General features: G+C 42.1%; 22 protein-coding genes. 12 read left to right on the top strand and 10 right to left on the bottom strand.

Annotated elements, in window-relative coordinates; all coding sequences use genetic code 11:
- Window positions 1-97: 97 nt before the first annotated feature.
- Both CH373_RS00580 and CH373_RS00575 read left to right on the top strand, forming a co-directional pair.
- Complete coding sequence (locus tag CH373_RS00580; RefSeq protein ID WP_100712001.1) at window positions 98-796, top strand: urate hydroxylase PuuD; 699 nt, start codon at window positions 98-100, stop codon at window positions 794-796.
- Between the two features lie 11 nt (window positions 797-807).
- Window positions 808-1,182, top strand: coding sequence for a c-type cytochrome (locus CH373_RS00575; protein ID WP_100712000.1), 375 nt, complete (start codon window positions 808-810; stop codon window positions 1,180-1,182).
- A gap of 20 nt (window positions 1,183-1,202) precedes the next feature.
- Here CH373_RS00575 and CH373_RS00570 read toward each other — a convergent pair whose 3' ends face one another.
- The 3 genes from CH373_RS00570 to CH373_RS00560 are packed head-to-tail and all read right to left on the bottom strand — an operon-like array spanning window position 1,203 to window position 5,001.
- Window positions 1,203-2,045, bottom strand: a complete 843-nt coding sequence (locus CH373_RS00570; RefSeq protein WP_100711999.1) for an inositol monophosphatase family protein — start codon at window positions 2,043-2,045, stop codon at window positions 1,203-1,205.
- 23 nt (window positions 2,046-2,068) lie between these two features.
- Entirely contained in the window at window positions 2,069-3,025 is a 957-nt protein-coding gene (locus tag CH373_RS00565) for an LIC_10030 family protein (RefSeq protein WP_100711998.1), read from the bottom strand.
- Window positions 3,022-5,001, bottom strand: coding sequence for a beta-galactosidase (locus tag CH373_RS00560; RefSeq protein WP_100711997.1), 1,980 nt, complete (start codon window positions 4,999-5,001; stop codon window positions 3,022-3,024). Before CH373_RS00560 ends, CH373_RS00565 begins: the two co-directional genes overlap by 4 nt.
- 168 nt (window positions 5,002-5,169) lie before the next feature.
- Between CH373_RS00560 and CH373_RS00555 the strand changes: the two genes are divergently transcribed.
- The 7 genes from CH373_RS00555 to CH373_RS00525 all read left to right on the top strand — a co-directional run bounded on the left by CH373_RS00555 (window position 5,170) and on the right by CH373_RS00525 (window position 13,437).
- Window positions 5,170-6,033 (top strand): Hsp33 family molecular chaperone HslO, encoded by an 864-nt coding sequence (locus CH373_RS00555; RefSeq protein ID WP_100712533.1) that lies wholly within the window; start codon window positions 5,170-5,172, stop codon window positions 6,031-6,033.
- Window positions 6,033-6,584 (top strand): tRNA (adenosine(37)-N6)-threonylcarbamoyltransferase complex ATPase subunit type 1 TsaE, encoded by a 552-nt coding sequence (gene tsaE / locus CH373_RS00550; RefSeq protein ID WP_100711996.1) that lies wholly within the window; start codon window positions 6,033-6,035, stop codon window positions 6,582-6,584. Before CH373_RS00555 ends, tsaE begins: the two co-directional genes overlap by 1 nt.
- Window positions 6,581-7,270 carry a tRNA (adenosine(37)-N6)-threonylcarbamoyltransferase complex dimerization subunit type 1 TsaB gene (gene tsaB / locus CH373_RS00545; protein WP_100711995.1) on the top strand — a complete coding sequence of 230 codons (690 nt, stop codon included), beginning with the start codon at window positions 6,581-6,583 and terminating at the stop codon, window positions 7,268-7,270. The genes tsaE and tsaB overlap by 4 nt, the downstream gene beginning before the upstream one ends.
- Window positions 7,267-9,594 carry a ribonuclease R family protein gene (locus tag CH373_RS00540; protein ID WP_100711994.1) on the top strand — a complete coding sequence of 776 codons (2,328 nt, stop codon included), beginning with the start codon at window positions 7,267-7,269 and terminating at the stop codon, window positions 9,592-9,594. Before tsaB ends, CH373_RS00540 begins: the two co-directional genes overlap by 4 nt.
- A gap of 74 nt (window positions 9,595-9,668) precedes the next feature.
- A complete protein-coding gene (locus CH373_RS00535) occupies window positions 9,669-10,172 on the top strand; it encodes a hypothetical protein (protein WP_100712532.1) in 504 nt (167 codons plus the stop codon).
- A 5-nt stretch (window positions 10,173-10,177) separates the two neighbouring features.
- Window positions 10,178-11,797, top strand: coding sequence for a GMC family oxidoreductase (locus CH373_RS00530; protein ID WP_100711993.1), 1,620 nt, complete (start codon window positions 10,178-10,180; stop codon window positions 11,795-11,797).
- Between the two features lie 53 nt (window positions 11,798-11,850).
- Window positions 11,851-13,437, top strand: coding sequence for a tetratricopeptide repeat protein (locus CH373_RS00525; RefSeq protein ID WP_100711992.1), 1,587 nt, complete (start codon window positions 11,851-11,853; stop codon window positions 13,435-13,437).
- 27 nt (window positions 13,438-13,464) lie between these two features.
- Here CH373_RS00525 and CH373_RS00520 read toward each other — a convergent pair whose 3' ends face one another.
- From CH373_RS00520 to CH373_RS00505, 4 genes are read right to left on the bottom strand one after another with little or no spacing between them, the layout of a single operon-like run.
- A complete protein-coding gene (locus CH373_RS00520; protein WP_100711991.1) occupies window positions 13,465-14,190 on the bottom strand; it encodes a type I 3-dehydroquinate dehydratase in 726 nt (241 codons plus the stop codon).
- 10 nt (window positions 14,191-14,200) lie between these two features.
- Window positions 14,201-15,169 carry a KpsF/GutQ family sugar-phosphate isomerase gene (locus tag CH373_RS00515; RefSeq protein ID WP_100711990.1) on the bottom strand — a complete coding sequence of 323 codons (969 nt, stop codon included), beginning with the start codon at window positions 15,167-15,169 and terminating at the stop codon, window positions 14,201-14,203.
- A gap of 1 nt (window position 15,170) precedes the next feature.
- Window positions 15,171-15,692, bottom strand: coding sequence for a UpxY family transcription antiterminator (locus tag CH373_RS00510; protein ID WP_100711989.1), 522 nt, complete (start codon window positions 15,690-15,692; stop codon window positions 15,171-15,173).
- Entirely contained in the window at window positions 15,685-16,164 is a 480-nt protein-coding gene (locus CH373_RS00505; RefSeq protein WP_100711988.1) for an LIC_10042 family TonB-like protein, read from the bottom strand. The genes CH373_RS00510 and CH373_RS00505 overlap by 8 nt, the downstream gene beginning before the upstream one ends.
- Before the next feature lie 182 nt (window positions 16,165-16,346).
- Here CH373_RS00505 and CH373_RS00495 point away from each other — a divergent pair, with 182 nt between their 5' ends.
- The 3 genes from CH373_RS00495 (at window position 16,347) to CH373_RS00485 (ending at window position 19,398) form a co-directional block, all read left to right on the top strand.
- The gene (locus CH373_RS00495; RefSeq protein ID WP_100711986.1) at window positions 16,347-17,228 is read left to right on the top strand and encodes a M50 family metallopeptidase; all 882 of its coding nucleotides are present in this window, start codon (window positions 16,347-16,349) and stop codon (window positions 17,226-17,228) included.
- Window positions 17,218-18,156: a UDP-glucuronic acid decarboxylase family protein gene (locus tag CH373_RS00490; RefSeq protein ID WP_100712531.1), complete on the top strand. Its 939-nt coding sequence runs from the start codon at window positions 17,218-17,220 to the stop codon at window positions 18,154-18,156. The genes CH373_RS00495 and CH373_RS00490 overlap by 11 nt, the downstream gene beginning before the upstream one ends.
- A 78-nt stretch (window positions 18,157-18,234) precedes the next feature.
- On the top strand, window positions 18,235-19,398 hold the full coding sequence (locus tag CH373_RS00485) for a Re/Si-specific NAD(P)(+) transhydrogenase subunit alpha (protein ID WP_100711985.1): 1,164 nt from the start codon (window positions 18,235-18,237) through the stop codon (window positions 19,396-19,398).
- Here the strand turns inward: CH373_RS00485 and CH373_RS00480 are convergent.
- The 3 genes from CH373_RS00480 to CH373_RS00470 are packed head-to-tail and all read right to left on the bottom strand — an operon-like array spanning window position 19,351 to window position 22,378.
- A complete protein-coding gene (locus CH373_RS00480) occupies window positions 19,351-19,893 on the bottom strand; it encodes a phosphatase PAP2 family protein (RefSeq protein ID WP_100711984.1) in 543 nt (180 codons plus the stop codon). The two genes, CH373_RS00485 and CH373_RS00480, sit on opposite strands and share 48 nt — an antisense overlap.
- A gap of 14 nt (window positions 19,894-19,907) precedes the next feature.
- Window positions 19,908-21,227 (bottom strand): histidine--tRNA ligase, encoded by a 1,320-nt coding sequence (hisS, locus tag CH373_RS00475; RefSeq protein WP_100711983.1) that lies wholly within the window; start codon window positions 21,225-21,227, stop codon window positions 19,908-19,910.
- 5 nt (window positions 21,228-21,232) lie between these two features.
- Complete coding sequence (locus CH373_RS00470) at window positions 21,233-22,378, bottom strand: DUF1577 domain-containing protein (RefSeq protein ID WP_100712530.1); 1,146 nt, start codon at window positions 22,376-22,378, stop codon at window positions 21,233-21,235.
- Window positions 22,379-22,388: the final 10 nt, after the last annotated feature.

Raw genomic sequence — 22,388 nt, 5'->3', positions numbered from 1 at the left:
AAACTGCTTGACTTGGGCCTCCGATCCTCGAACTTAATAGCGATCCGAATTTCAAACGGATACTGTTCCATCATTCAGAACTGTGATTGGAGGATTTATGGAATTAGCGCTTTTTACCCAAGCTGGAATTTACTTTCTCGCAAAATGGACTCATTTTTTAGCGGGGATTACCTGGATCGGACTTTTGTACTATTTCAATTTTGTCCAGGGCCCATTCTTTAACGAGACCGACGCGGACACAAAGAAAAACGCAACTCAGAAACTAGTGCCTAGAGCTCTCTGGTGGTTTCGTTGGGGTGCAATGATTACTTTCTTGTCTGGTTGGACGATGATTCTTATGAATCTGTATGCTGGACTTCCTATTGATGCTCAATGGACAGTGATCATCGGAGTCGGCGGAATCTTCGGAACGATTATGTGGGCAAACGTATGGTTTGTGATTTGGCCAAACCAAAAAGTTGTGATCGCAAAAGCAAAAGGAGAAACCACTGTAGATCCTGCACCGAACGCAAATAGAGCTTTTGTAGCTTCTCGTTCGAATGTTCTCTTATCTATCCCTATGCTTTTCTTCATGGGTGCTGCAAAGAATCTGATTTTCAGATACAATTCTTCTAATGCATTGATCTTCTTCGCCATTGCAGTCGTGATTGCTCTGATTATCGAAGTGAACGCTCTGGTTGCAGATCAGAACGGGCCTACGGTAAAACCGATCAAGACTGTAAAGAACGTGATCATCAGCGGGTTTGCGCTCAGTGCAATTCTTTATGTTGTATTAGAATTGGTACTCGCGAGCTAGGAATTTAGTAAATGAAACAAACCCAGTCGAATCGAATGGGAGATGGAAAGGGCGGTCTAGGCCGCCTTTTTTGTTTGCTCGTATTGATCTTTGTAGCTATCCAGAGCCAGTGTAAGGGAAATCAAAGCTTAAGTCCGGAAGAATTACTCAAGGAAAAAGGGAAGAGCTTGTATCTATCGAACTGCGCTTCTTGCCATAATATGAATCCCAGCATAGATGGTTCTGTAGGACCTGCAATTTTCGGATCTTCCTTTGAGTTGCTAAAAGCTAGAATTAGAGAAGGCAGTTATCCACCAGGTTATACTCCAAAGAGAACAAGTGCGGTCATGCCTAGATTTCCGTACGGCGATGAAGAGATCAAAGCACTGGAAGCTTTTCTTAAGTAGAATAGGTTGTTTATTAAAGTCTAGTTTCTACCGATCGAAATCCGAACATTTCTTAGGATGTCGATGATCTGGCTGTGTATTCTTCCGTTAGAAGCTACTACTTCTGCCTGTCCGGAGAGAAATCTTTTTCCTTGAAAATCGGTCAGCTTTCCCCCAGCCTCCGTGAGAATCACGGAGCTGGCAACGGTGTCCCAAAGTTTGACACCCTTTTCCCAAATTCCGTCCAGAACTCCTTCCGCTACCCAGCAAGTGTCCAGAACGAAAGACCCGGTTCTTCTCATAGATCTTCCGCAACTGATAAAAGCAGTGATATCAGCGATCACTTCGTTCATGATTTCTTTTCTATTTGTAGGAAAGCTGCTGACCAAGAGAGATCTTGCGAGAGCATCGGTATTAGAAACATCGATTCTTAATCCGTTCTTAAAAGCGCCTTGACTCAAAATTGCGGAGTATCTTGTGTCTAGTCCTGGCGCAAAGACCATTCCTGCGACAGGTGTTTCCCTATGTTCCAGTCCGATTGAAATAGAATAAAGAGGAATTCCCCTAACAAAATTCATGGAGCCGTCGATCGGATCCAAAACCCAACGAAAAGGATTGGAGCCATCGTATCTGAAGTGATCTTCCGAAATGATCGAATCGTTCGGAAAATTTTGCCTTAGAAAGTCTACTAGGAACTTTCCCATCAATTCGTCGGCTTTGTGAATGCGATCCTTTTCTTCAGATTCACTTACAAGACCAAAGACCCTTAATTCCTTTTGCAGTTTTTGGGCAGAATCTACAACGAGGCCGGCAATCGATTGAATAGATTTGATTCTTTTTTTAACCTCATCAAGAGGGAAATCGATTGGGGGTGCTAGATCCATTTTGGTAGTCTTCTAAAAAATCTTTAAATGCTAGTCAATTCTTCCCTAAAAACTTTCCAGGCCATATTTCCCGAAGGAGAAAGTATCCTTTCGGCTCGAAAGGACCGAAGCCATGCAAATAGGGAATCTTTTGATTGGTTCTGAAGAGTCATGCTTTCCGATCCTAACAAAAGATCAACAACTTGCCGGAAAGATAGAAATTCATTCGCGATTCTGACAGCGCTAGAGTCAAGGAACCTGGGAGTCAATGTAAGGTATTCCACTGCCAGCGGTTCGAAGATGCGACCTAATCTCCAATCATTCGATTGGATTCCCAACACTTCGTTGATGGCTTTGATTTGTCTGGAGTAGTCTACTTCGTCAAAAATTTCAGAGAAAGTTTGGTAGATCTTATCTCCCGGATCTCGGCCGACTTGCACCATAAATTCGGTCTCTTTATACTTTTTAGAAACGAAGTCCAGAATTGTTCCTTCTTCTAGATTCAAAGATTCGATCGGGACAATCCTCGCTAAATAGTAAATTCGATTCGTGCGAACCGACATAGTTCTTCCTTGATGAGCTTGGCTTACGATGTCCGAAGAGCTTGCTCCTCCTAGATACATCAAATGAAAGCTAAGCACAAGTAGGTAGGGAGGAGGCTTTTGCTTCCAGTTCTCCTCAGAGTGCTCTTGAAAGACTTGTCCCTCGGAATAGATAGGGCGAACCAAATAAAGTCGATCCGTTTCACGTTTTGGTCTGGGCTCGGGCAAAACAAAACAGTTTGCGATCAATTCCGGGATCAGTTCGCCGGCGACATTTAAGAATTGCTGCGCTGCCTTGTAATCCACTTCGAATACGGAAGTGGAAGGTAAATCGTATGTGGACGGAAACTCGAAATAAGGAGTGTGAAGGTTATCAATGAAAATGGATAACTTCTCGTTTTTCTTTTCTCCCAAGCTAGATAATAGTAAATTGAGTTCTTTTACTTCTGATAATCTCATGGCTTGTCTTTGGGCAGAATCCTTACTTCAAACGGCTTCAGTATTTTAAATCCTGCGATTACACTTTTTCGAGAGTGATTGATGAATATATCGTAGTCCTGCTTTTTTCCGGAACGTACAACTTTTTCTACACTTGGTCCTAGAAACTGAAATTTTACTTTTGCATTTCTTAGAATTCGTCGGAACAAAAGCATCCCGGAGACTGGCTCTAGAGAAGTTCCAACATAAATAACGGAGCCTTTTCCGAAGCTGTTGCAAGTAATTGCGGGAACTCCTCGATAGAATTTTTTGGAATCCGAATATCTTGCCCACACTTTGGCGGTAGTGGGTTCTAATAATTCGCAAATCTTAGTGGCCTTGCCAGGCAGGAACCGAAACCGGATTTTTGCACTCTGCTTGCCGATCGCTTCGAATTTTCTTACTTTCAAACCTGCCATTTTTGAAAAGGGTCCTGGAATTTGAGAATCGAGCATCCAACCATTCTTGTCTTTTGCACCGGAGCGGAATCCTAAAACTAGAGTACCTCCTTCCGTAACAAACTTCTCCAGTTTTGTCACGGTGGAATTGTCGACCATTGAGTACAAAGGTAACACTATAACTTTATACTTCGAAAAATCCGCTTGGTGGATAGGGAGGAAATGAGTGTTCGCATTCAAAATCGAAAGACTAGAATACCAAGTGGCCATTTCAATATCATAGCCTATTTGCGCAAAAGGGGCTGGGCTGAACATCAATCCGGAGGAGATAGGTTGGTGCTTGAAATTTCTAGAATTTTCGATATCATGAAGTACTGCAACCTCTGCGGGAAATGGTTCGGAAGCAAAGTCCTGAGCAAAGTGAGAAATTTCCGAGATTCCCTCTTTCATTTCGTGGTATCGATCCGTAAGTTCTTTATCATGATCTAATATTCCATAGCAAAGTTGCTCTTGTCCAAACCGAGCAGTTCTATAACGAAAAAAGTATATTTGGTTTGCTCCGTGTGTTATCGCGTGCTTCATCCATAATTTTGTTTGACCGGGCGCGGGTAAATATCCAAGTAATTCGTGACCCTGAAAACCGGAGATCTGCTCCATCACTGTAAAGGGAAGATTCTTTAATCCTCGATTGTATTGCTGCATTACGGATAAGAATGGATGAGGATAAGGTTCTTGCTGATCACCCCAGGTGGGATAGTTGTCCCAGGATACGTAATCCAAATCTTTAAATAGTTCCGCCATATCCACGACTGGAAGAAAGGGACTAGGATATAAATTCGTGGTAAGTTTTCGATTGGGAGAATGTTTTCTTAGGATTTCTGCCTGCAGTTTCACAAAAGAAACAATAGAGTCCGATTGAAATCTGTAGAAATCCTGGATCATAGAAGGATTAAAATTTGCTGATATATGATTTCCTGGAATCGGAATCTCCTTCCAATCGGAGTATAAAACTCCCCAGAAAATATTTCCCCAGGATTCGTTGAGTTTCTCGATCGACTTGTAACGTTTTTTTAGCCAGGCTTGGAATCCTTCTAGAGATTTCTTGGAATAATCAATATCGGATCCTTCGTGCCCGATTTCGTTGTCGATCTGCCAAGCAATTACAGACGGATGCTTACCATATCTCTCTGCCATTTTCGTAACCATTTTCTTTGCGGCTTGCACATAGTTCTGAGAGGAAAAGCAAGCTTGTCGACGGGTACCTATCGTTCGGACGATTCCATCCCTCTCCTGTAAAACATCTGGATGTTTTTTTGCCAGCCAAGGCGGAACAGTCGCTGTAGGAGTTCCTAAGATAACTGAAAATTTATGTTTACCTGCTAGGTCTAGAATTTTATCCCAAAAGGAAAAATCGAATTTGCCCTCTTTCGGTTCGATCATCGCCCAAGAAAATTCTGCGAGTCTGACCGAATTCAGTCCCATCTCTTTCATGATTCGAAAGTCTTCTTCCCAGTCCTTGGGAGTCCATTGTTCCGGATAATAATCTGCACCGAAGATCATCTGCAATTCCTGAAATTTGTAGGAACCGATCCTTTCGGAGACACAGGCGATTTCCAGAAAGAAAACTGCAATTTATCCTACGTATTTAGAAAAAATACTGTCTTTTCGTTCCGATTCTTTGAGAATAGAGCTGGGTCCGTCCAGCTGAGGCCGGTTCCCCGATCTTGCATGGACAACCAAGACTCCTATGTCTACGGGATTTTACCCGACGTACACTTTCGCTACTCAGTAGCGGAAATTTCCTACACAGTTACTGCTGCCTCTCACTTGCACGGAATTGATGATACTGCGACTGAGCTGTTGGGTCGCGTTATGCTTGGTGCTTTCTTCTTGGCAGATCTAGTAAAAGAAGAAACGAAGGTAAGCGTTCAAATTCGTTTTTACGATGATTCCCAGATTCATTCTGTGCTAGCTTATAGTACTCGCACTGGTAGGATGAAAGCGACCTTGCGGTACAGACCCGAAGAGGACGTGGAATCTGAACAAATCTCCGAAGAAAATTACGGAATCTTAAAGGTGTTTCGTTGGAGAAACGGAGAATGCATCTATCAATCAGTCGTTCCTTTTCGAAAGGAAAGCTTCGAATCGAATCTAGAAAAGTATCTGAGAGATTCGGAGCAGGTATCTTCATTTGTAGTAGCTTATTTTAAACAGGATGGATTGCACTGGAACGTTCGGGGGATTTTCCTGCAAGCTTTACCAGAAGCGAAGCCGGAGCATATCAGTGCGGTCCAAGAGTGGGCCGGTGTAATCGACTCCAAAAAAGAAGAATATCTTGGAAAAAACATTCGTGAATGTCTAAATTTATTAGGGCAACTCGGTAGGACCTCCATACAGATTTTAGAAGAAGGCCAACCGATCTATCAATGTGATTGCTCCGAGCAAAAGATCAAGGAGCTCATTCAAACCCTCGGAAAAGAAGAGGCAATGGATATTGCCGAGGAGCAAGGACAAATAGAAGTAACTTGCGAATTTTGTAATTCCATCTATCGTTTTCCCAAGGATCAAGTCTTGGGCTTATTTCAGAAGTAATGTGGAAGGTAGACGAGGAGATCGATTTAGACAACCTGGCTAAACTTTCGGCCGTATATGCTAAGTTAACCGGCGCAACTTGGTTTCAGATTGATAGCCATCCGATCCTATTGCTCTCCGGAAAAATGGGTTCCGGAAAGACTACTTTTACTAGATACTTTGTAGAATCCTTAGCGGAGTACTTTGCCATAAAGAAAGAAGATGGCTTTCCTAACGTAAATTCTCCCACCTATACTATATTAAACGAATACCTATTTCCAGAAGTGAAAAACGGAGCCGGGGAAAGTTTGAAAGTAACTCATTTTGATTTGTATAGAATCGGTAGCGAGACAGAATTCGACGAATTAGGCTTCGAAGAGATTTGGGCAAAGCCTGGAATCAGTCTGGTTGAATGGTGGGAAAAGTCCGGTGGTTTTTTTAAGACATATCCATTTAGAATTCGATTGGTTTTTGAAGAAGTTTCCGATGAGAAGCGAAAAATTTCAGGCTTCTTGGAAGGGGAAGGCTGGAGCCGCCCTGAATTGAAAAAATTGTTAAAGGAAGTTGCATGAAGAAAATATTATTCTTTGATGCGACCAATCCTTGGATTTTGGTGGGAACGTATACGATCTCTTCTGACGATTCAATAGGAACCGCCCATTGGCATGCCGATCTGCATTCCAGAGAATCTTCCCAAAAGTTACTGGTTCAAATAGGAGAATGTCTCAAGATCTCTAACTGGTCCAAACCTGATCTGATTGTTACAGCACTTGGCCCGGGCTCTTTTACAGGGATCCGAATTTCGGTTTCCACTGCGCGAAATCTTTCTCAATTATGGAAGATACCGGTCCTTGGATTTGATAGTTTAGAAATTTATTGTGCACACTATTTCCAAGAAGCTGGGGCCGCAGTTTCCGTAGCACTCGAGGCTAAGCAAAACAAAATATATTTCGGATTCAGAGATAAGCACGGGTTTTGGGGAAGTGTAGACATTCATCCGGATCAAATTCCGGAACTGTTACCTGAAAACAGACTTCCCTCTTTTTCCACAAGTGTGAGAATTTCGAACGAGGACCGATTGTTTCCAGGAGAAAAGTTTGAGAATAACCTTCCCGAGGCGGATGTCATTCTGAACGAAAAGAAGGAATTCATCTTGAGAGCTTTGGAAAGCCCTGAAGATTTCTCCTATTTAAAATTATTACCGAACTACGTAAGAGGTACCTATGCGGATAACAAACCGAAGGTATATTATGAATGAAGAAAAACAAAAAAATAGAAACAAAGCAGAAACAAAACAAAACCTTAAAAAAGAAGCCTGTTAAATTAGAAAGGAAAGGCCAAGAAGAGAAGAAAAAGAAAGGAAGTCCAAAATTAACTCATATTCCTGGATACGAAAAAAAGGCGAAACCGAAATCATTCGGAGCCACTGACTGGGAAAGAGAAAGCGATCCTAGTAGAAAATTACTAAAATATTTCCGCTCCATGGCGGGAAAAGTTGTCTCAGCCTCTGAAGTGATCGGGAGATTCCTAGACAAAGAGAATCGAGGCCGAAAAATTAAAAGAAGAGAAAAGTGGGAATCTTCCGAAAACAGACGCTCTGTAGAAGATTTGCTGATTGCCTTTGAACAAGAAGGCTTAATAGAAATCCAAAGAAAGAACATCTTAGTCCATCCAGAACAAACATTGCAGGGAACCATTTCGATCAGTAAGAAAGGCGACGGTTTCGTAAAATTAGGAACCGGTAACGAAGTATTTGTTCCGAGCCAATTTACTTCCTCTGCAATTCAAGGAGATCTTGTACAAGTTCTACCTTTGGGAATGGGGAGAAAGGGAAGACTAGAAGGAGAAGTCGTAGAAGTTCTTCGCAGAGGAAGAGAACTATACCGACTGAAAGTCACGGATAAAGAAGCAAAGTTTATCATCGGACAATTTCTGGATATGGATGGCGAGGCCAAGGAAGGCTTTCTTCCTCGACGTACAATTCTGCAAGACCTCCAGGATGAAATCAAACCAGGCGATGTGTTAATCGTAAGTCTCAAAGAAGAAACTTCTCAAGAAAGAAATCTCTACGAGACTCATTTCGTTCGATTTGAATCGGATACTAAGGAAGATATAGATCTGATGAGGATGCTCATGAAATACAATTACAGCATTCTCTACCCTGAAAATGTGGAACTGAATCTACCTGACGAGGTGCAGCAGGAAACTGTCGAAAACTGGGGTTCTCGTGTCGATTTGCGCGAGCTAAAATGCATCACGATTGATGGAGAGCATTCCAAAGATTTTGACGATGCAATTTCTTTTCAAGAAGAAGGAAAGCGAATTCGATTTTACGTTCATATCGCTGATGTTTCCCACTATGTACAACCCGGTTCCCTACTGGATGTAGAGGCTTACAAAAGAGCCACTTCGGTATATCTCGGTAGTAGAGTGGTTCCTATGCTTCCGCCTGAACTCTCCGAAAATCTGTGCAGTCTAGTGGCTAAGAAAAATCGATTGTCTTTTACGGTTGAGATGGAAGCTGATTGGGAAGGAAACATTAGCTATGCAAGGTTTTATAAATCCGTAATTCGTGTCTCGGAGCGTTATACTTACGGTAGAGCTGAATCAGAAATAGTTGCGGGAGATCCAGATAACTGGATTTTTAAAATGATGAAGTTCGCCGAGGTCCTCAGATTGAGGCGCCTTCGCTCAGGCAGGATCGATCTCAACCTGAAAGAAACAAAGGTAGTCACTGATTCAGAGCATAATATCGTCGAAATTGCAGTTCAAGAACGGCTAAGAAGTCATATCCTAATCGAAGAATTCATGCTCTCCGCAAATATTAAAGTAGCTGAATATATTCACAAAAAAAATAGACCTACTTTGTACAGGGTCCACGAGCCCATGGATGAACAGAAAATAGAAAGTCTAAACGCATTTCTAGGCTTGAACGATATTAGAGTTCGGCTCCAGGATACAAGCTACGAATCCATTCAAACTGTGCTGAATGCAATCCAAGGGAAAAGCTCCGAAAGACTCTTTAATATTTCACTGTTACGAAGTTTTATGCAGGCCTACTATTCCGGAGAAAGGCTTGGACACTGGGGGCTTGGGTTTAAGGACTACTGCCATTTTACCTCTCCGATTCGCAGGTATCCCGATTTGGTATGTCACCGAGTTTTGCAAAGTATTCTCCTAGAGGATGAAAATCCATACAATGTGGAAGATATCAAAGTAATGGGGTTACACACTTCTCATGAAGAAAGAAAGGCGACTGACGCAGAGCGGGATTATTATAAATTGAAGGCCTGCAGATTTTTGGAAAAATCCCAAATTCGAGAATTTACTGCGACTCTGGTCGGGTTCAAGCCCTCTATGGTATTTCTTGATCTGGACAATCCGCAAGTAGAAGCAGTTTTACCCGCTATAGAGCTGACTGACGAAGGCGAACTAAGTTCGGATAACGACTTTTCCTTTTATTCCAAGAAATATACGAAGCTTTTTACGTTGGGCGAAAGTTTTCCAGTCGAACTAGATCGAATTGACTTTGAGGAAATCAGAATCTACGTGAAGATGAAAAAATTCCAGAAGAAAGGATAGACAAACTGTAGCTAGGGATTAAGAACATTCGTTACGGTAAAATTCGGTAATCTAACCGGATGCTGGAGGTCCTTTTGGAATCTTTTCTGGACGAAAAAGTATCAAGAAGTCGTTTCTTAAAACTTACTTTGAAGATGGTTGCTTTGACTGCGATTTTTTCGCCGCAGTTATCCTGCTCTAGAGATTCTATCCCGAAGTTAAAGGGTTTGAGTTCTGACAACTATTTGGCCTTTCGCTCTCTGCAGGAAGTTTTCCTAGAAGGGAATCCATTAGAAAATTTTGATCTAGGGATCGCCGCGGACAATTATGCGTACGGACATCCGTATCCGATAGAAACAGAGTCCACACTTTTGCTTTTGGCCTTTTTGCCAACTTCGGTTTTAGTATCCCTCTTTTTGGATTTTTCGTTCAAGCCCCTAGCAAGCTTAGATAAGGCTGCCAGGGAGGAGCGACTTCTCTCCTGGAAAAATTCCTCGATGAAATTGAAAAGAGGTGCATACACAATTATGCGCCAGATCTCGTTCTTTCTTGTGTCAATGGACAAAGATTACCAAAAACTAATAGGATACGAGGCTTAATCTGTATGGCTGGAATTCCTGCGGCAAATCAACAAATTCTAACTCCGGATAAACATTCGGATTTTATTAAAAAAGAAGGAATCAAGAACGGAACCTGGAAGACCAAGACCGAGGCAGTGGTGATCGGTTCTGGAGCTGGGGGAGCTGTGGTTGCAGCGACTCTTGCAAAGGCTGGTTGGAAAGTAATCCTGATAGAAGAAGGATCATATTTTAATCCTGCAAAATTTACAGGGGACGAATTTCTTTCTCAGGCGCGTTTGTACAGGGACGCCGGATTTATTGTTTCGGAAGAGCAGACTATCTCTATCTTACAGGGAAGGACCTTAGGTGGTTCTACGACAGTGAACTGGCAGACTTCACTTTATCCTCCTTCGTATGTAACCAACGAATGGAAATCAAGATTCGGGTTGAGCGGATACGACCTCGAAGAGATGAAATCAACGATCGAAGAAGTGCATACTAGAATCGGAGTGCATGAAGTTCCTCCGAATTTGCGAAATGCAAACAATAGTGTGCTCTTGAACGGGGGAAAAGCAATCGGGCTTCATCCGGAAGTTTTGAAGAACAATAACCAAGGATGCATAGGTTTAGGTCGTTGCGGTTTAGGCTGTCCGATCAATGCAAAGCAATCCATGTTTTTGACTTATATCCCGGATGCGATCGAAGCAGGAGCATTAGTGATTCCGAATATGAGGGCGCAATATATACAAGATGGCGCTGTCAAAAAAGTTGTCGCAGAGTTTACTCCCGATGCTTATGAAAAGGCTCCTTTGGAAGTGATCGAAAAGATTGTGATAGAAGCGCCTGTGGTGATCGTAAGCGCAGGTGCCATTGAAGGTCCAGCCTTGCTACAGAGGTCCGGACTAGGAAACGACTGGGTCGGAAGGAATTTGAAAGTACATCCTACATCTTCTAATTTTGCAATTTTCGATCAAAAGATCAATATGTTCTCAGGTCCTCCACAATCTGCAGTGATCAAGGATGGTCACAATCAAGATGGAACAGGATATGGATTTTGGCTCGAAGTAGCTCCATACAGGCCAACACTTGCGAGTTCTCTTGTGCCTTTTTACGGATCAAAGCAGTTCGAAATCATGAAAAAATATCCTAACATGAATGGAGGAATTGTATTGGTTCGCGATGGAGCGGATGGAGAAGCAAACGCCTCGGTAAAATGGTCTTTGGGCAGAAGGAAGGTTTACTTTGAGCTCACTCCTGGCGATGGAAGGAACATGCTAAAAGGAATCAAGATGCTAGCCGAAGTTCAGGCTGCAGCGGGTGCCAAGGCAATCATCTTTCCTTTTCCGGATATGAGCGAACCTATGCCAGTGGATAAGAATTCCAAGTTTGATTGGGTTCTATCCAAAAGCATCGAATCGGGAAAATTGCTCGTCGGCTCTGCCCATCCTCACGGATCTATTCAAGCGGCGAGCTCTCCTGAGTTAGGCGCAGTAGATCCGAATTTCGAGTTATACGGACACAAGAATATCTACGTAATGGATGCCTCGGTCTATCCGACAGGTTTGTCCGTGAATCCGCAAATTACTACAATGAGCATTTCTCTGAAGGCGGCTAAGTCCTTAGGGGCCAAAAAGGAAAGGATATTAAAAGATCTGAATTCTTAGATTCAAGGGCGAATTCCACTTTATTGCTTTTGGCGTAGTTTCAAACTGGGATTATGCCCTCTAAGATTCGTCTGCCTTCGCGACGATTTTTTTCCGGATTTCTGTCTGGAGTTTTAGCCAAGCTAAGACGATCTTTCGCCTTTCTATATGCTCTTTTACTTTTGGTTGGGATTTCTTTTCCTGCGTTAGCTGATTTAAAGGAAGGAAAGAAGGCTTACGCAAGAAAAGACTACGCGGAAGCCCTTAGGCAATTTCAGAAATTCAACGAATCGAACCCAAGCTCAGGCGAAGCTTGGATGTACATGGGCTACATATACGAGAGTCGGAAAGATTACACGAGATCTATCCAAGCCTTTAAGAGGGCTGTGAATCTACACTTACCCAAAAAAGATATTATCAACTGTTATCAAAAAATTATCTTATTTCACAACTATCACAGAGATTTCGGTGAAGTAATTACTTATGCAAATCGGCTTTTGAGAATTGCGCCGGATCTTACCCATATTCAAAAAATGAAAACTGCTGCCGAGGAAAGATATTCCTCAGTGAGTCATCCGCATAAACAGACTCAGACTGAAGAAAAGGAAGAACATGAGAGCATTGCTTCCTTAGAAAAAAAGTTAAGCCATGATCCTACAAATCATTCTATTAAGTGGCAATTGTCTCTCGCTTATTACCACGAAAAAGAGTTTACCAAGGCAGAAGATCTGCTGATTCAACTGATCAAATCTGAGCCGGACAATATTGAGTATGCGTATAAATACGGTGCACTTTTAGTTCGAGTCGGAAGGCACCAGGAAGCACTGGAAATTTTGAACCGCACCGAACCTAAGATACCTTCGGAGCGAGAAAAACTTTTGTACTTCACTCATTTAACGCAAGCCGCCGCATATCATAAAATGAGAAAGCTAGACGAAGCGGCCAAATATTATCGAAAGGCAATGCATAATCGAAATACGGTTGTACCATTGATCGGGTTGATCAAGATTAAATGGCAGGTCAAAGATTGCGAGAACGCATTGAAGACTGCCGAGAAAGCCTTGGAATTTGGAGAAAAGACAAGAGAGATCCGGATGTACATCGGGCTTTGCAAAATCCAAACCGGCAAATCAGAAGAAGGATATGAAATATTAAGAGAAATAGGTGCAGCTATAGAAAAGGAAAATCCGGAATTGAAGGATCTTTCCGAAGTATATAACGATGGAATCCTTAAGTTGGCTAGATATTATACAAACGCCGGAGACTATCAGAAAGCTTTAAGATACTTTAAATCGGTTCAACCTGACGAGGAGGAACTCCGCGAGTATCGTTTTTATCTAGGAAAAGCTTATTTCTATACCGGTGCCTGGGATAAGTCCATCCCGTTACTCGAAAAGATCGAAAACTCACCAAGCGCGTTTCTATTATTAGCAAAATGTTATGCAGCACAAGGCGACATGCAGAAAACGATGGAGGCGATTAAAAAAGCCACCGAATTAAAACCGTCACTATGGAATGCAATCGAGCAAGCTAAGGACTTTAAGAAATTCGAAGAGAATTCCTTTTTTAAGGCCTTTATCGAAACAAGGGCAGGTACTAAAGATCTTAAGAAACAGGATTCAAACACAAGTTTGAATGATGATCCTTCTGATTCGGAGTAAATCGCCTGCTCCTATAAATCAGAATTTTTACGAAACAGATCTTTGTTTCAGAATCTCGTTCAAGCTCACCTGTCCAGGGGCCTTCGCATTTTGCAAACAAGCATAGGTAAAGTCTGAGCCGATTTTTTCCGGAAAAATTCTGAATTCCTTTCCGAATTCTCCCATAATGATTCCGCAATAACCTAGATTAGAATCGGATTTCCGAACTCTTTTTGCGATTTCCAAACTAATTTGAGAAAAAGATTCTGCATCCGCAGGAGATGCAGGTAAAACCGCGAGCTTTAATACGCAGTCGAACGGTAAAGTTGTCTTGGCGCTTGCAAAGGATTCTTCTAAGACGTTTCGGTAATAAAAAAGACATTCGTCTAAGTTAAGAATTCCTTTAAATGAGTGAACGGATCTGATGATTCCAAATTTAGTTTCGTCTGCACTCTGGAAAATGGAGTTGTCCTTGTCTAGCTCTAGGTCTAGATAATGAATTCCTGAACGAAGTTGATCCAATAAGAAAGTAACATCGTCGCTATTCCAAACGGATCTTGATTCAAGGCTCGAATCTTCGGGTTGTCTGTAAGTAAGAACAATTCTTGCGTTTAGTTTTTCAATCTTCTCTAAAATTCTTTTTTGTGTTTCCCGTCCTTTTAGAAACAGATCTAACCTGATTTCTAAAAACTGAACGGGAGGCATTTCTTCTAAGGAGAAAAATTCCTCCTGGTCCAAAGTAAGAACTACCTGGGTTTCCCTTTCCTTTTTCATAGAGAATACTTTATAAACCTTTTTGCAAGAGATCGTGCACTGTAATGATTCCGATCAGTTTTCTATCGGAGTCTACAATCGGTGCAACAGAAATTGGCCTTTGCCTCTTTTCCATAGACTGCAAAACATCGTAAGCCATGGTTCCGCTCGGGAAACTAGACGGATTCGAATTCATCAAATTTTTGGCGATCGTGTCCTTGGAAAGTTTGCCATTATTAAGAGACTTCCTAATATCAAAATCCGTAATAAAACCGATCAGGAGTCCTTTTTCATCAACGACTGCTGTAGCTCCTACAAATTTCGCCGTGATTTCTGCGAGTATCGTTTCTAAAGTATCCTTCTCCAAAACCTTGGCGATTTGCCCGCCCTTTCTCATTACGTCGTCTATTTTGAGAGAAAGTCTTTTTCCAAGTCTTCCCGCGGGATGAAAGAGAGCAAAATCTTCCTTTTGAAAATTGCGGAGTTCCATCAAGGCCATCGCGATTGCGTCGCCGAGCATAAGTGCGATGGTGGTGCTCGATGTAGGAGCAAGTTCCAGAGGACATGCTTCCTTTAGAACTGGAGTATTGATAACGATATCGCTCTCTTGCGCGAGTCTAGAGGATGGATTTGCGGTAAGAGCTATTAGTTTTGCACCTATGTTCTTTATCGTAGGAATCAAATTTAGAAGTTCTTCGCTTTCTCCGCTTTTTCCGATCGCGATCACTGAATCGTCTTTGCTTATAATACCTGCATCACCGTGTGCAGCATCAGCAGGATGAAGAAAATAGGAAGGAGTTCCAGTGGAAGAAAGAGTAGAAGCGATTTTTTTTCCAATATCTCCAGATTTGCCTACTCCGGTTACTATGACTTTTCCAGGTGAGGAATAAATCATTTGAATCGCTTTTTCTACATTCGAGTCTAGATGGTCTATAAAGTGCTGGATCGATTCAAGTTCTATATCCAAAGCTTTTTTAACTTTATCTAATATATTCCCCAATTTAAGCCTCCTCGCAGTTTTCTAATAATTCTGGATCTAGTTCAATAGAAACTGACCCTTGAATTCCTTCAATGGAAACTACCACTTTTGTCATGTTTCCTTTTCTTAGCACCTTTGCCCTGTGACCAGCAAACGGACCTTTTGCGATCAATACCTTATTTCCCGGAGCGATTAATTCTTCTAACTCGATCTTCACCCTATCCGGATACTCTCGCACAAAAATCTGCACTAAATCGATATCTTCGTCTGGAATCTGCTTAATCTCTCCACCGATTGATAAAAAGTGATGAGCCCCGGAAGTCTGCAAAACTGCGATCTTTTCCTTGTTTAAATCGATTCTTACGAATAGATAAGAAGCGAAGATCGGTTCCTCGATCGTCTTCATTCTATCAGACCACTTCCTTCGAATCGGGATCGTAGGTAAAAATGTGATAATTCCTTTCTTTTCCAACTGTGCAGCCAATTTTTTTTCGGACCTTGGCAAAGTATAAACCGCGTACCATGATTTTTCACTTTCAATCATTTGAATCGATCCGAAACGAAATTGGGATGAGCAAAGTAGTTCCTGATTCCAAATGGAATTGCCACTGGCTCAAGGCCTTCCGGAAGTGCTTTTCGAAAATTGGATAACGACATGGTTCTACAGTTTTCACTTGGGCTGCTTTTCCTTCCGGACCTATCGTCACCTCCCATTTACACTGAGATTCCAATCTTTGTTCTAATGCTTCCGCAGGATAATGGATTTCATTTTTAAAGCGCTCAACTTCTTCCAACGGATTTCCTGCGTTTGAGGAAGAGCTCAAGGATTTTGACTCCCCTTTCCCTGTCTGTGAACTAAAAGACAAGCGAGTTTGAGGAACTCCTCCATATTGAAAAGAAAGATGAACTGAATCGTCGACCTGGCGCCCACTGCAATATTTATAAAAAGATAAATACGAAATCACCATAAGTATATGAAGTAAAAATGAGACTGCAACTCCCTGTCCCTGGTTCATATCTTAATCCATGCAATCTTAAGTAACAAAGAAATCAAGTGAATGACGCACCGAATTTCGTGATTCTTTTTTGACTTTAGAATTGGATTTCACTTTTCCCGAAGTATTTGGGAAAAATTCGTTCACTTTTATCGCGCTCAGTAAATCTTTGAAACCGGAAACTTGCCGATAAATAATGTAAGATGGAGAACCGCTTTCTTCGCTTTGCACTTATCCTTTCTATCGTCGCAACTTTAATGTCCTATTGGAACCACGGCTGGGTTTCTTACTTAAAAGATTTGGTCGTATTGATTCACGAAGCAGGTCATGCAATCGCGACTCTTCTTACGGGCGGTTCTGTGCAAACAATTGAACTGCAAAATGACGAATCAGGACAGACTACCGCTTCACTGTTAGACGGAAAAGGTCCTTTCGTATTCGTTGTGTCTGCAGGTTATCTGGGCTGCTGCTTGGTAGGGGGCCTACTTCTAAATCGCGGATTCAAGGGGAGGCTTGTAAAAACATCTCTACTCATCTTAGGGTCAGCGATTTTGCTCCTAACTTTAAAATATACTACAAGCGGCGGACTCGCGCACAGAACAGGGCTTGGCTGGGGCTTGTTTATTTTTGTCTCATCCTTTTTGCCTTTCGGTTGGAATCGCATCGTAACTGTATTTCTTGGAACTAGCATCACACTTTATAGTTTGTATGATCTCCTAGATTTTACCGAGAATGTTCATCACACAGATGCAGGCATCCTGGCATACTGGGCGACTGGAGCGGATCCAAAATTGAGCCCACCGAAATCAGTACTATTTCTGGGATATTTGATTGCCCTTCTCTGGTCATTTTTTAGCGTATCCATCGTATTCTTATCTCTGAAACGAGCAGTCTTGCCCAGTGAAAGAGATCCTAGCCCTGAGCCACTTTTGGAAGAACCAATCTTGGGAATGGGCTCTGTAGACTCTCCTTTCCCGGGAGAAGTTACGCCAGAAGTAATGGATTGGTTTCTCAGCAGAGGACTCGACTTAAACGGAAATCCATTGCAAGACCAATTTAGGGATTTTGAGAAACTTGATGGGTAAAAGAATTTTAGTTACTGGAGGAGCGGGATTTATCGGCTCTCACCTTTGCGCGAGGCTGATCGATGCGGGAAATGAAGTTGTTTGCGTAGACAACCTTCACACTGGAAGAAAACGGAATATTCAAGATTTATTGAGCAATCCCAAATTCGAATTCATCAGGCACGATATCACAGATCCTATCAAAGTAGAAGTAGATCAAATTTACAACTTTGCCTGTCCTGCGAGCCCGATCCATTATCAATCAAACGCAATCAAAACGATTAAGACAAACGTGCTCGGCACGATGAACATGCTTGGTCTAGCAAAGAGACTTAAGTCTAGAATCCTTCAAGCTTCCACAAGTGAGGTCTATGGAAATCCTTTGGAGCATCCTCAAACCGAAGAGTATTGGGGGAACGTAAATCCAATCGGGATACGCAGTTGTTATGATGAAGGAAAGAGGGTGGCAGAAACACTCTGTTTTGATTATCACCGGAGCAACCAAGTAGACATTCGCGTGATTCGGATTTTTAATACGTACGGTCCGAGAATGTTACCGGATGACGGCCGCGTAGTGAGTAATTTTGTGGTGCAGGCGATCAAAGGCGAAGACATCACAATTTACGGGGATGGGTCGCAAACTCGTTCCTTTTGCTATGTAGATGATCTGGTGGAAGGAATCATTCGGATGATGAATGTGGATGGCTTTTTAGGACCGGTAAATTTGGGGAATGATGGAGAGTTTACCGTGAAGGAATTAGCAGAACTAGTTCTTAAGGAAACTCACTCCAAATCCAAGATTGTCTATAAGGATCTCCCTAAAGACGATCCGGTTCGAAGAAAGCCAGATCTCAAACTTGCGAGACAAAAGCTAGCTTATGAGCCTAAAGTCGCTCTCCTGGATGGAATCAGGAAAACCATAGACTACTTTAAAAATCACTTGGATTAATGGTTCGCCAAGAAATCTTGGATCTACTTTTCTCACCCTAAGGGAAAAGAACCGAAAATTGTTTTTCGAGCAGGCAGTATGAATATCGGTGTACTCAAAGAAGCTAAAGAAGAAACCAGGGTATCGATTACCCCTGATGTCGTGGACGCCCTAAAGAAGTTGGGAGCAACCGTCGTCGTCGAAAAAGGAGCAGGAGAAAACTCTTATTTTTCGGATGAACAATACAAGAAAGCCGGGGCAACGATTTCAAGCCGCCCGGATGTGCTTAAGAAAGCGGACATCTTAGTAAGCATCCATTTGGCGGATGCAGGAACTCTTTCCAAGATTAAAAAAGGCGGAATTTACTTAGGGATGTTCCAGCCAGCAATGAACGCTCAAACGATTAAAAAACTGGCTTCGCAGCAAGTTACAGTGCAAAGTTTGGACGCAATCGCGAGGATTACAAGAGCTCAATCCATGGACGTTCTTTCCTCACAAGCAACAGTCGCTGGATATAAGGCTGTGCTGCTTGCCGCAACTCATTTAACCAGATTTTTCCCTATGTTAACTACTGCAGCTGGAACGATCACACCTGCTTCCATGCTAGTAATCGGAGCTGGTGTTGCAGGATTGCAAGCGATTGCTACAGCTCGCAGGCTCGGTGCAGTCGTAGATGTTTTTGACACTCGTCCAGAAGTAAAAGAGCAAGTTCAATCTCTTGGCGCAAAGTTTGTGGAAGTAGAAGGTGCAAAACATTCTGCTGCTGCAGGCGGTTATGCAATAGAGCAAACTGAAGAATATAAAAAACGCCAGCAAGAAGCCATCGATAAGTTCGCAGGTAAAGCAGATGTGATTATTACTACTGCGTTAATCCCGGGTAGAAAAGCTCCTCTTATCATTAACAAGAAGATCGTTGATGGAATGAAACCTGGTTCAGTGGTTGTAGACCTTGCTTCTAGCATGGGCGGAAATTGCGAATATACCCAACATGGAAAGACCATCATCACTAAGAATGGGGTTTCTGTGATCGGACATACAAATCTTGCAGGCTCCTTACCGGGCGATGCTTCGAGAATGTTCGCAAAGAATGTTTTGAATTTCTTAAAGCAACTAGTGAAAGAGAAAAAGGTCAATATGGACTTTAATGACGAAGTGATTGCTTCTACGACCATTACTCATGAAGGTCAAATTCGTCATAAGCTCACTTTGGATGCTTTAAATGTTAAAGTAGGCAAAAAGCCAGCTGCCAAAAAAGAGGCCTAATCCTCCGCTAAGGCATCCGATCAACCACCCACCCGCTACATCACTCGGAAAGTGATGTAGCGACAATAACCTTCCTAATCCTGCGAGAAAAGTAAATACCAAGAACCAGGGTGGAAACCCAAACAAGAACACGAGCAAAATCACTGCTGTCATGGAGTTTGCTGCATGAGCGGACGGAAACGAATGTTTCATATCCGGGTTCTCGTCTATCTTGCCTGCTACAGTTAACAAAGGTCTTTTTCGTGAGATCGCTTTCTTGAGGACTAATACAAACCGATCGTTAGCGTAAGACACTAACGCGGTGTAAAAAAAGGTGATCCACCAAGAATGAGGCAGAGTTTTGTAAATTGTTCCATAAATCAGAAAGGGAACAATGATCAAAAGCAAAGCCTCCCCGCGGTTGATTCTGGACAAAACTCTATTTAATCCGGGAGTATTGATATGCTTTCGAATAAAAAATGCGATAGAATAATCTAACTCTTTTAAAAATTCCATATTTTCGTAAAAGGTCAGACTTTCAGAGATTCTTTCAACTTGGATGAAAGATCCAATCTGGAAACCGAGACTTGTTCTCCTGTATTCAAGTCCTTTAATTGGACTGTTCGATTTGCAAGTTCGTCTGAACCAAGGAACACAACAAATCTGCATCCTTTTTTCTCAGCAGTCTGTATCTGCTTTGCGATCTTTGAGGGTTCCAACATGGTTTCCGTTTTAATCCCGGAAATTCTCAGCTCGTCCGCAAGTTTAATCACTTCCTGAAATAATCCTTCTTCCAGGATCGGAATAAAGACGGTATCATTTCTATTTAAATCGGGAATAAGTCCATGTCCTTCTAAGAAATTTTTAAAAGTAACATCACCTAATCCGAATCCGATTCCGGAAAGTTGTTCATTGGAGAAAAGTCCGATAAGATTGTCATACCTTCCTCCGCCGTAAAGAGATCTTCTGTTCTCAGGATTCGTATCAAAAACTTCGAATATACAGCCGGTATAATAATCGAAACCACGAACAATGGATGGATCAAAAACTAGTTGCTCTTTGATTCCCAGGCCATTCAGATCCGAAAACAATTTAGAAATAAATTCGATCGCATTAGGATCGATCCCTGGCATTTTAGAAATCGATTTCAGATCGCTATCTAAGTAGGAATAGATTAAAGGAAGCTGTTTTGCGGGATCAGAAAGCAAAGGGCTCATTTCTCCTTCGAATTCCTTTTGAGAGACCTTCGATTTTTTGTCCAAAACTTTGGATACAGCCTGCGCCTTCTCGGATTTTAGTTCGAGAGTATTCGAAAGAAACGAATCTAGCAGTTTTCGATGAGAAACTTTGATTTGGTAGCTGCCTTTTGGAGCGCGAAATTTCTGTAAAATTGCATCTGCGATCAGAATGATCTCAACTTCTGCAGTGTAGGATTTGACTCCGAATAGATCAACGTTCAGCTGCCAGTGTTCCCTCAGCCTTCCTTTTCCAGGTTGCTCGTATCTCCATAGATTCGGAACGGAAAACCAGCGAATCGGCTTCGCAAGATTTCTTACATTTCCCGCAACCATTCTTGCGAGAGTGGGAGTCATCTCAGGTCGGATTGCAACGCGTCTTTCTCCTTTATCAATAAAATCGTATAGTTGTCTCTGTACGATTTCTTCTCCACTCTTTGCTTTATAAAGTTCGAATGATTCTAATATTGGACCGTCGTATTCCTGGTATCCGAAAGATTGTACAGTTTCCCGCATTACGGAAAACATCCAATTTCGAAATCGCATTTCGTCCGGATAAAAGTCTCTTGTCCCCTTGTATGGGGCTGTAGGTAAAAAGGATTTTTGTTTTTCCAAAGCTCTTAAAGACTCTTGATGAAGCTGAGATTCTTCTTTAATAGAGTCATGTTAGCCTTGGCGTCGTTGGAGCCAACTATTTCTGCACCAACTAGATAAATTTCACCCACTTTTGAAATATGTCGGATTTTGAATGCGAACCTGAGGGGAGCCTGCATCTTGAAAGTCAAGTCAGCCGTAAAAAAGGGCTTATGCAGGAAGGACTCAATTAACTGAGGTTCGGTGACTTCGAGTAAGATCCCGCCTTCTGACGCATTCAAAATATTTTGGCGAATATCGATATCCAAAGTATTAGAATCATCAATTCGCTTATTAAAGGTTTCTTCCAGTTCTTTGTATCTGATAAGAACCCGAGGATCTATGCTCTCTTCTTTAGATTCTGTGTAACCAATTGCGACTAGATTTTTTCCAGAAGGGTCAGTGTAATAAATTGGGAAGACCGCGAATGATTTGATTTTTCCCAGGCGATAGGCGTTCAGTCTATCTTCCAAAATCATTTCTTCTTCCCACTCGCTTTTTAGATTCAAGAGCTCGAAACCATCTAAGGATGCTGGCTGAGAAAGGCTAACCGCATCCGTAATTAGGATTGGCTTTCCAGTTCTTTTAGCGATTTCTTGTTCTGGACTTAATTCTTTTTGAGAGGGAAAGAGCAATTTCGACGAAGGGAATTCTGCCAAAAGATTTTTGTGAAGATCCGTTAACAGGATTTGTCCGGAAGTTCCGAATACTTTGGTCGCATCTTGGTCTTTCTTTACCATATGAAAGCGATGCGCGACCACCTTGCCTGCGAGCCCATCGATTCTTGAAGTAACTCTTCCGTCTTTAGCAATTCGGATGAACTCAGGTTTGCAAACTGCAACTCCATCATTATTTACGGATTCTATTTGGAACCCGATTTCCATGTGTTTACTGAGAGTTTTGTATACGGTAATTTCGGAATTTGTGTGGGCAAAGTCCGGGTCGATTCTGAGTAGCAGCTTACCTTCGGGAGATACTTGAAGAATTTGTAATTCTTGTTTTAGCGGATTTTCCTTTAAAAACAATCCGTTGTTATGGACGTACTCTTTAAGAATATATCCAACTTTTTCTGGGTCTCGAATCGTGTCCCAGACTCTCGGAGATTGTAGAAAATTTGTGTACTCGATTTCCATCGAAACTCCT

The organism is Leptospira perolatii (genome assembly GCF_002811875.1).
Taxonomy (GTDB): domain Bacteria; phylum Spirochaetota; class Leptospiria; order Leptospirales; family Leptospiraceae; genus Leptospira_B; species Leptospira_B perolatii.
The sequence above is the reverse complement of the archived record's forward strand: the minus strand, read 5'-3'. Positions and strand labels throughout refer to the sequence as shown.

Coding starts and splice junctions, on each gene's coding strand:
- CH373_RS00580 (WP_100712001.1), top strand. CDS start 98: ATGGAATTAGCGCTTTTTACCCAAGCTGGAATTTACTTTCTCGCAAAA.
- CH373_RS00575 (WP_100712000.1), top strand. CDS start 808: ATGAAACAAACCCAGTCGAATCGAATGGGAGATGGAAAGGGCGGTCTA.
- CH373_RS00570 (WP_100711999.1), bottom strand. CDS start 2,045: ATGGATCTAGCACCCCCAATCGATTTCCCTCTTGATGAGGTTAAAAAA.
- CH373_RS00565 (WP_100711998.1), bottom strand. CDS start 3,025: ATGAGATTATCAGAAGTAAAAGAACTCAATTTACTATTATCTAGCTTG.
- CH373_RS00560 (WP_100711997.1), bottom strand. CDS start 5,001: ATGATCTTCGGTGCAGATTATTATCCGGAACAATGGACTCCCAAGGAC.
- CH373_RS00555 (WP_100712533.1), top strand. CDS start 5,170: ATGGACAACCAAGACTCCTATGTCTACGGGATTTTACCCGACGTACAC.
- tsaE (WP_100711996.1), top strand. CDS start 6,033: ATGTGGAAGGTAGACGAGGAGATCGATTTAGACAACCTGGCTAAACTT.
- tsaB (WP_100711995.1), top strand. CDS start 6,581: ATGAAGAAAATATTATTCTTTGATGCGACCAATCCTTGGATTTTGGTG.
- CH373_RS00540 (WP_100711994.1), top strand. CDS start 7,267: ATGAAGAAAAACAAAAAAATAGAAACAAAGCAGAAACAAAACAAAACC.
- CH373_RS00530 (WP_100711993.1), top strand. CDS start 10,178: ATGGCTGGAATTCCTGCGGCAAATCAACAAATTCTAACTCCGGATAAA.
- CH373_RS00525 (WP_100711992.1), top strand. CDS start 11,851: ATGCCCTCTAAGATTCGTCTGCCTTCGCGACGATTTTTTTCCGGATTT.
- CH373_RS00520 (WP_100711991.1), bottom strand. CDS start 14,190: ATGAAAAAGGAAAGGGAAACCCAGGTAGTTCTTACTTTGGACCAGGAG.
- CH373_RS00510 (WP_100711989.1), bottom strand. CDS start 15,692: ATGATTGAAAGTGAAAAATCATGGTACGCGGTTTATACTTTGCCAAGG.
- CH373_RS00505 (WP_100711988.1), bottom strand. CDS start 16,164: ATGAACCAGGGACAGGGAGTTGCAGTCTCATTTTTACTTCATATACTT.
- CH373_RS00495 (WP_100711986.1), top strand. CDS start 16,347: ATGGAGAACCGCTTTCTTCGCTTTGCACTTATCCTTTCTATCGTCGCA.
- CH373_RS00485 (WP_100711985.1), top strand. CDS start 18,235: ATGAATATCGGTGTACTCAAAGAAGCTAAAGAAGAAACCAGGGTATCG.
- CH373_RS00480 (WP_100711984.1), bottom strand. CDS start 19,893: ATGGAATTTTTAAAAGAGTTAGATTATTCTATCGCATTTTTTATTCGA.
- CH373_RS00470 (WP_100712530.1), bottom strand. CDS start 22,378: ATGGAAATCGAGTACACAAATTTTCTACAATCTCCGAGAGTCTGGGAC.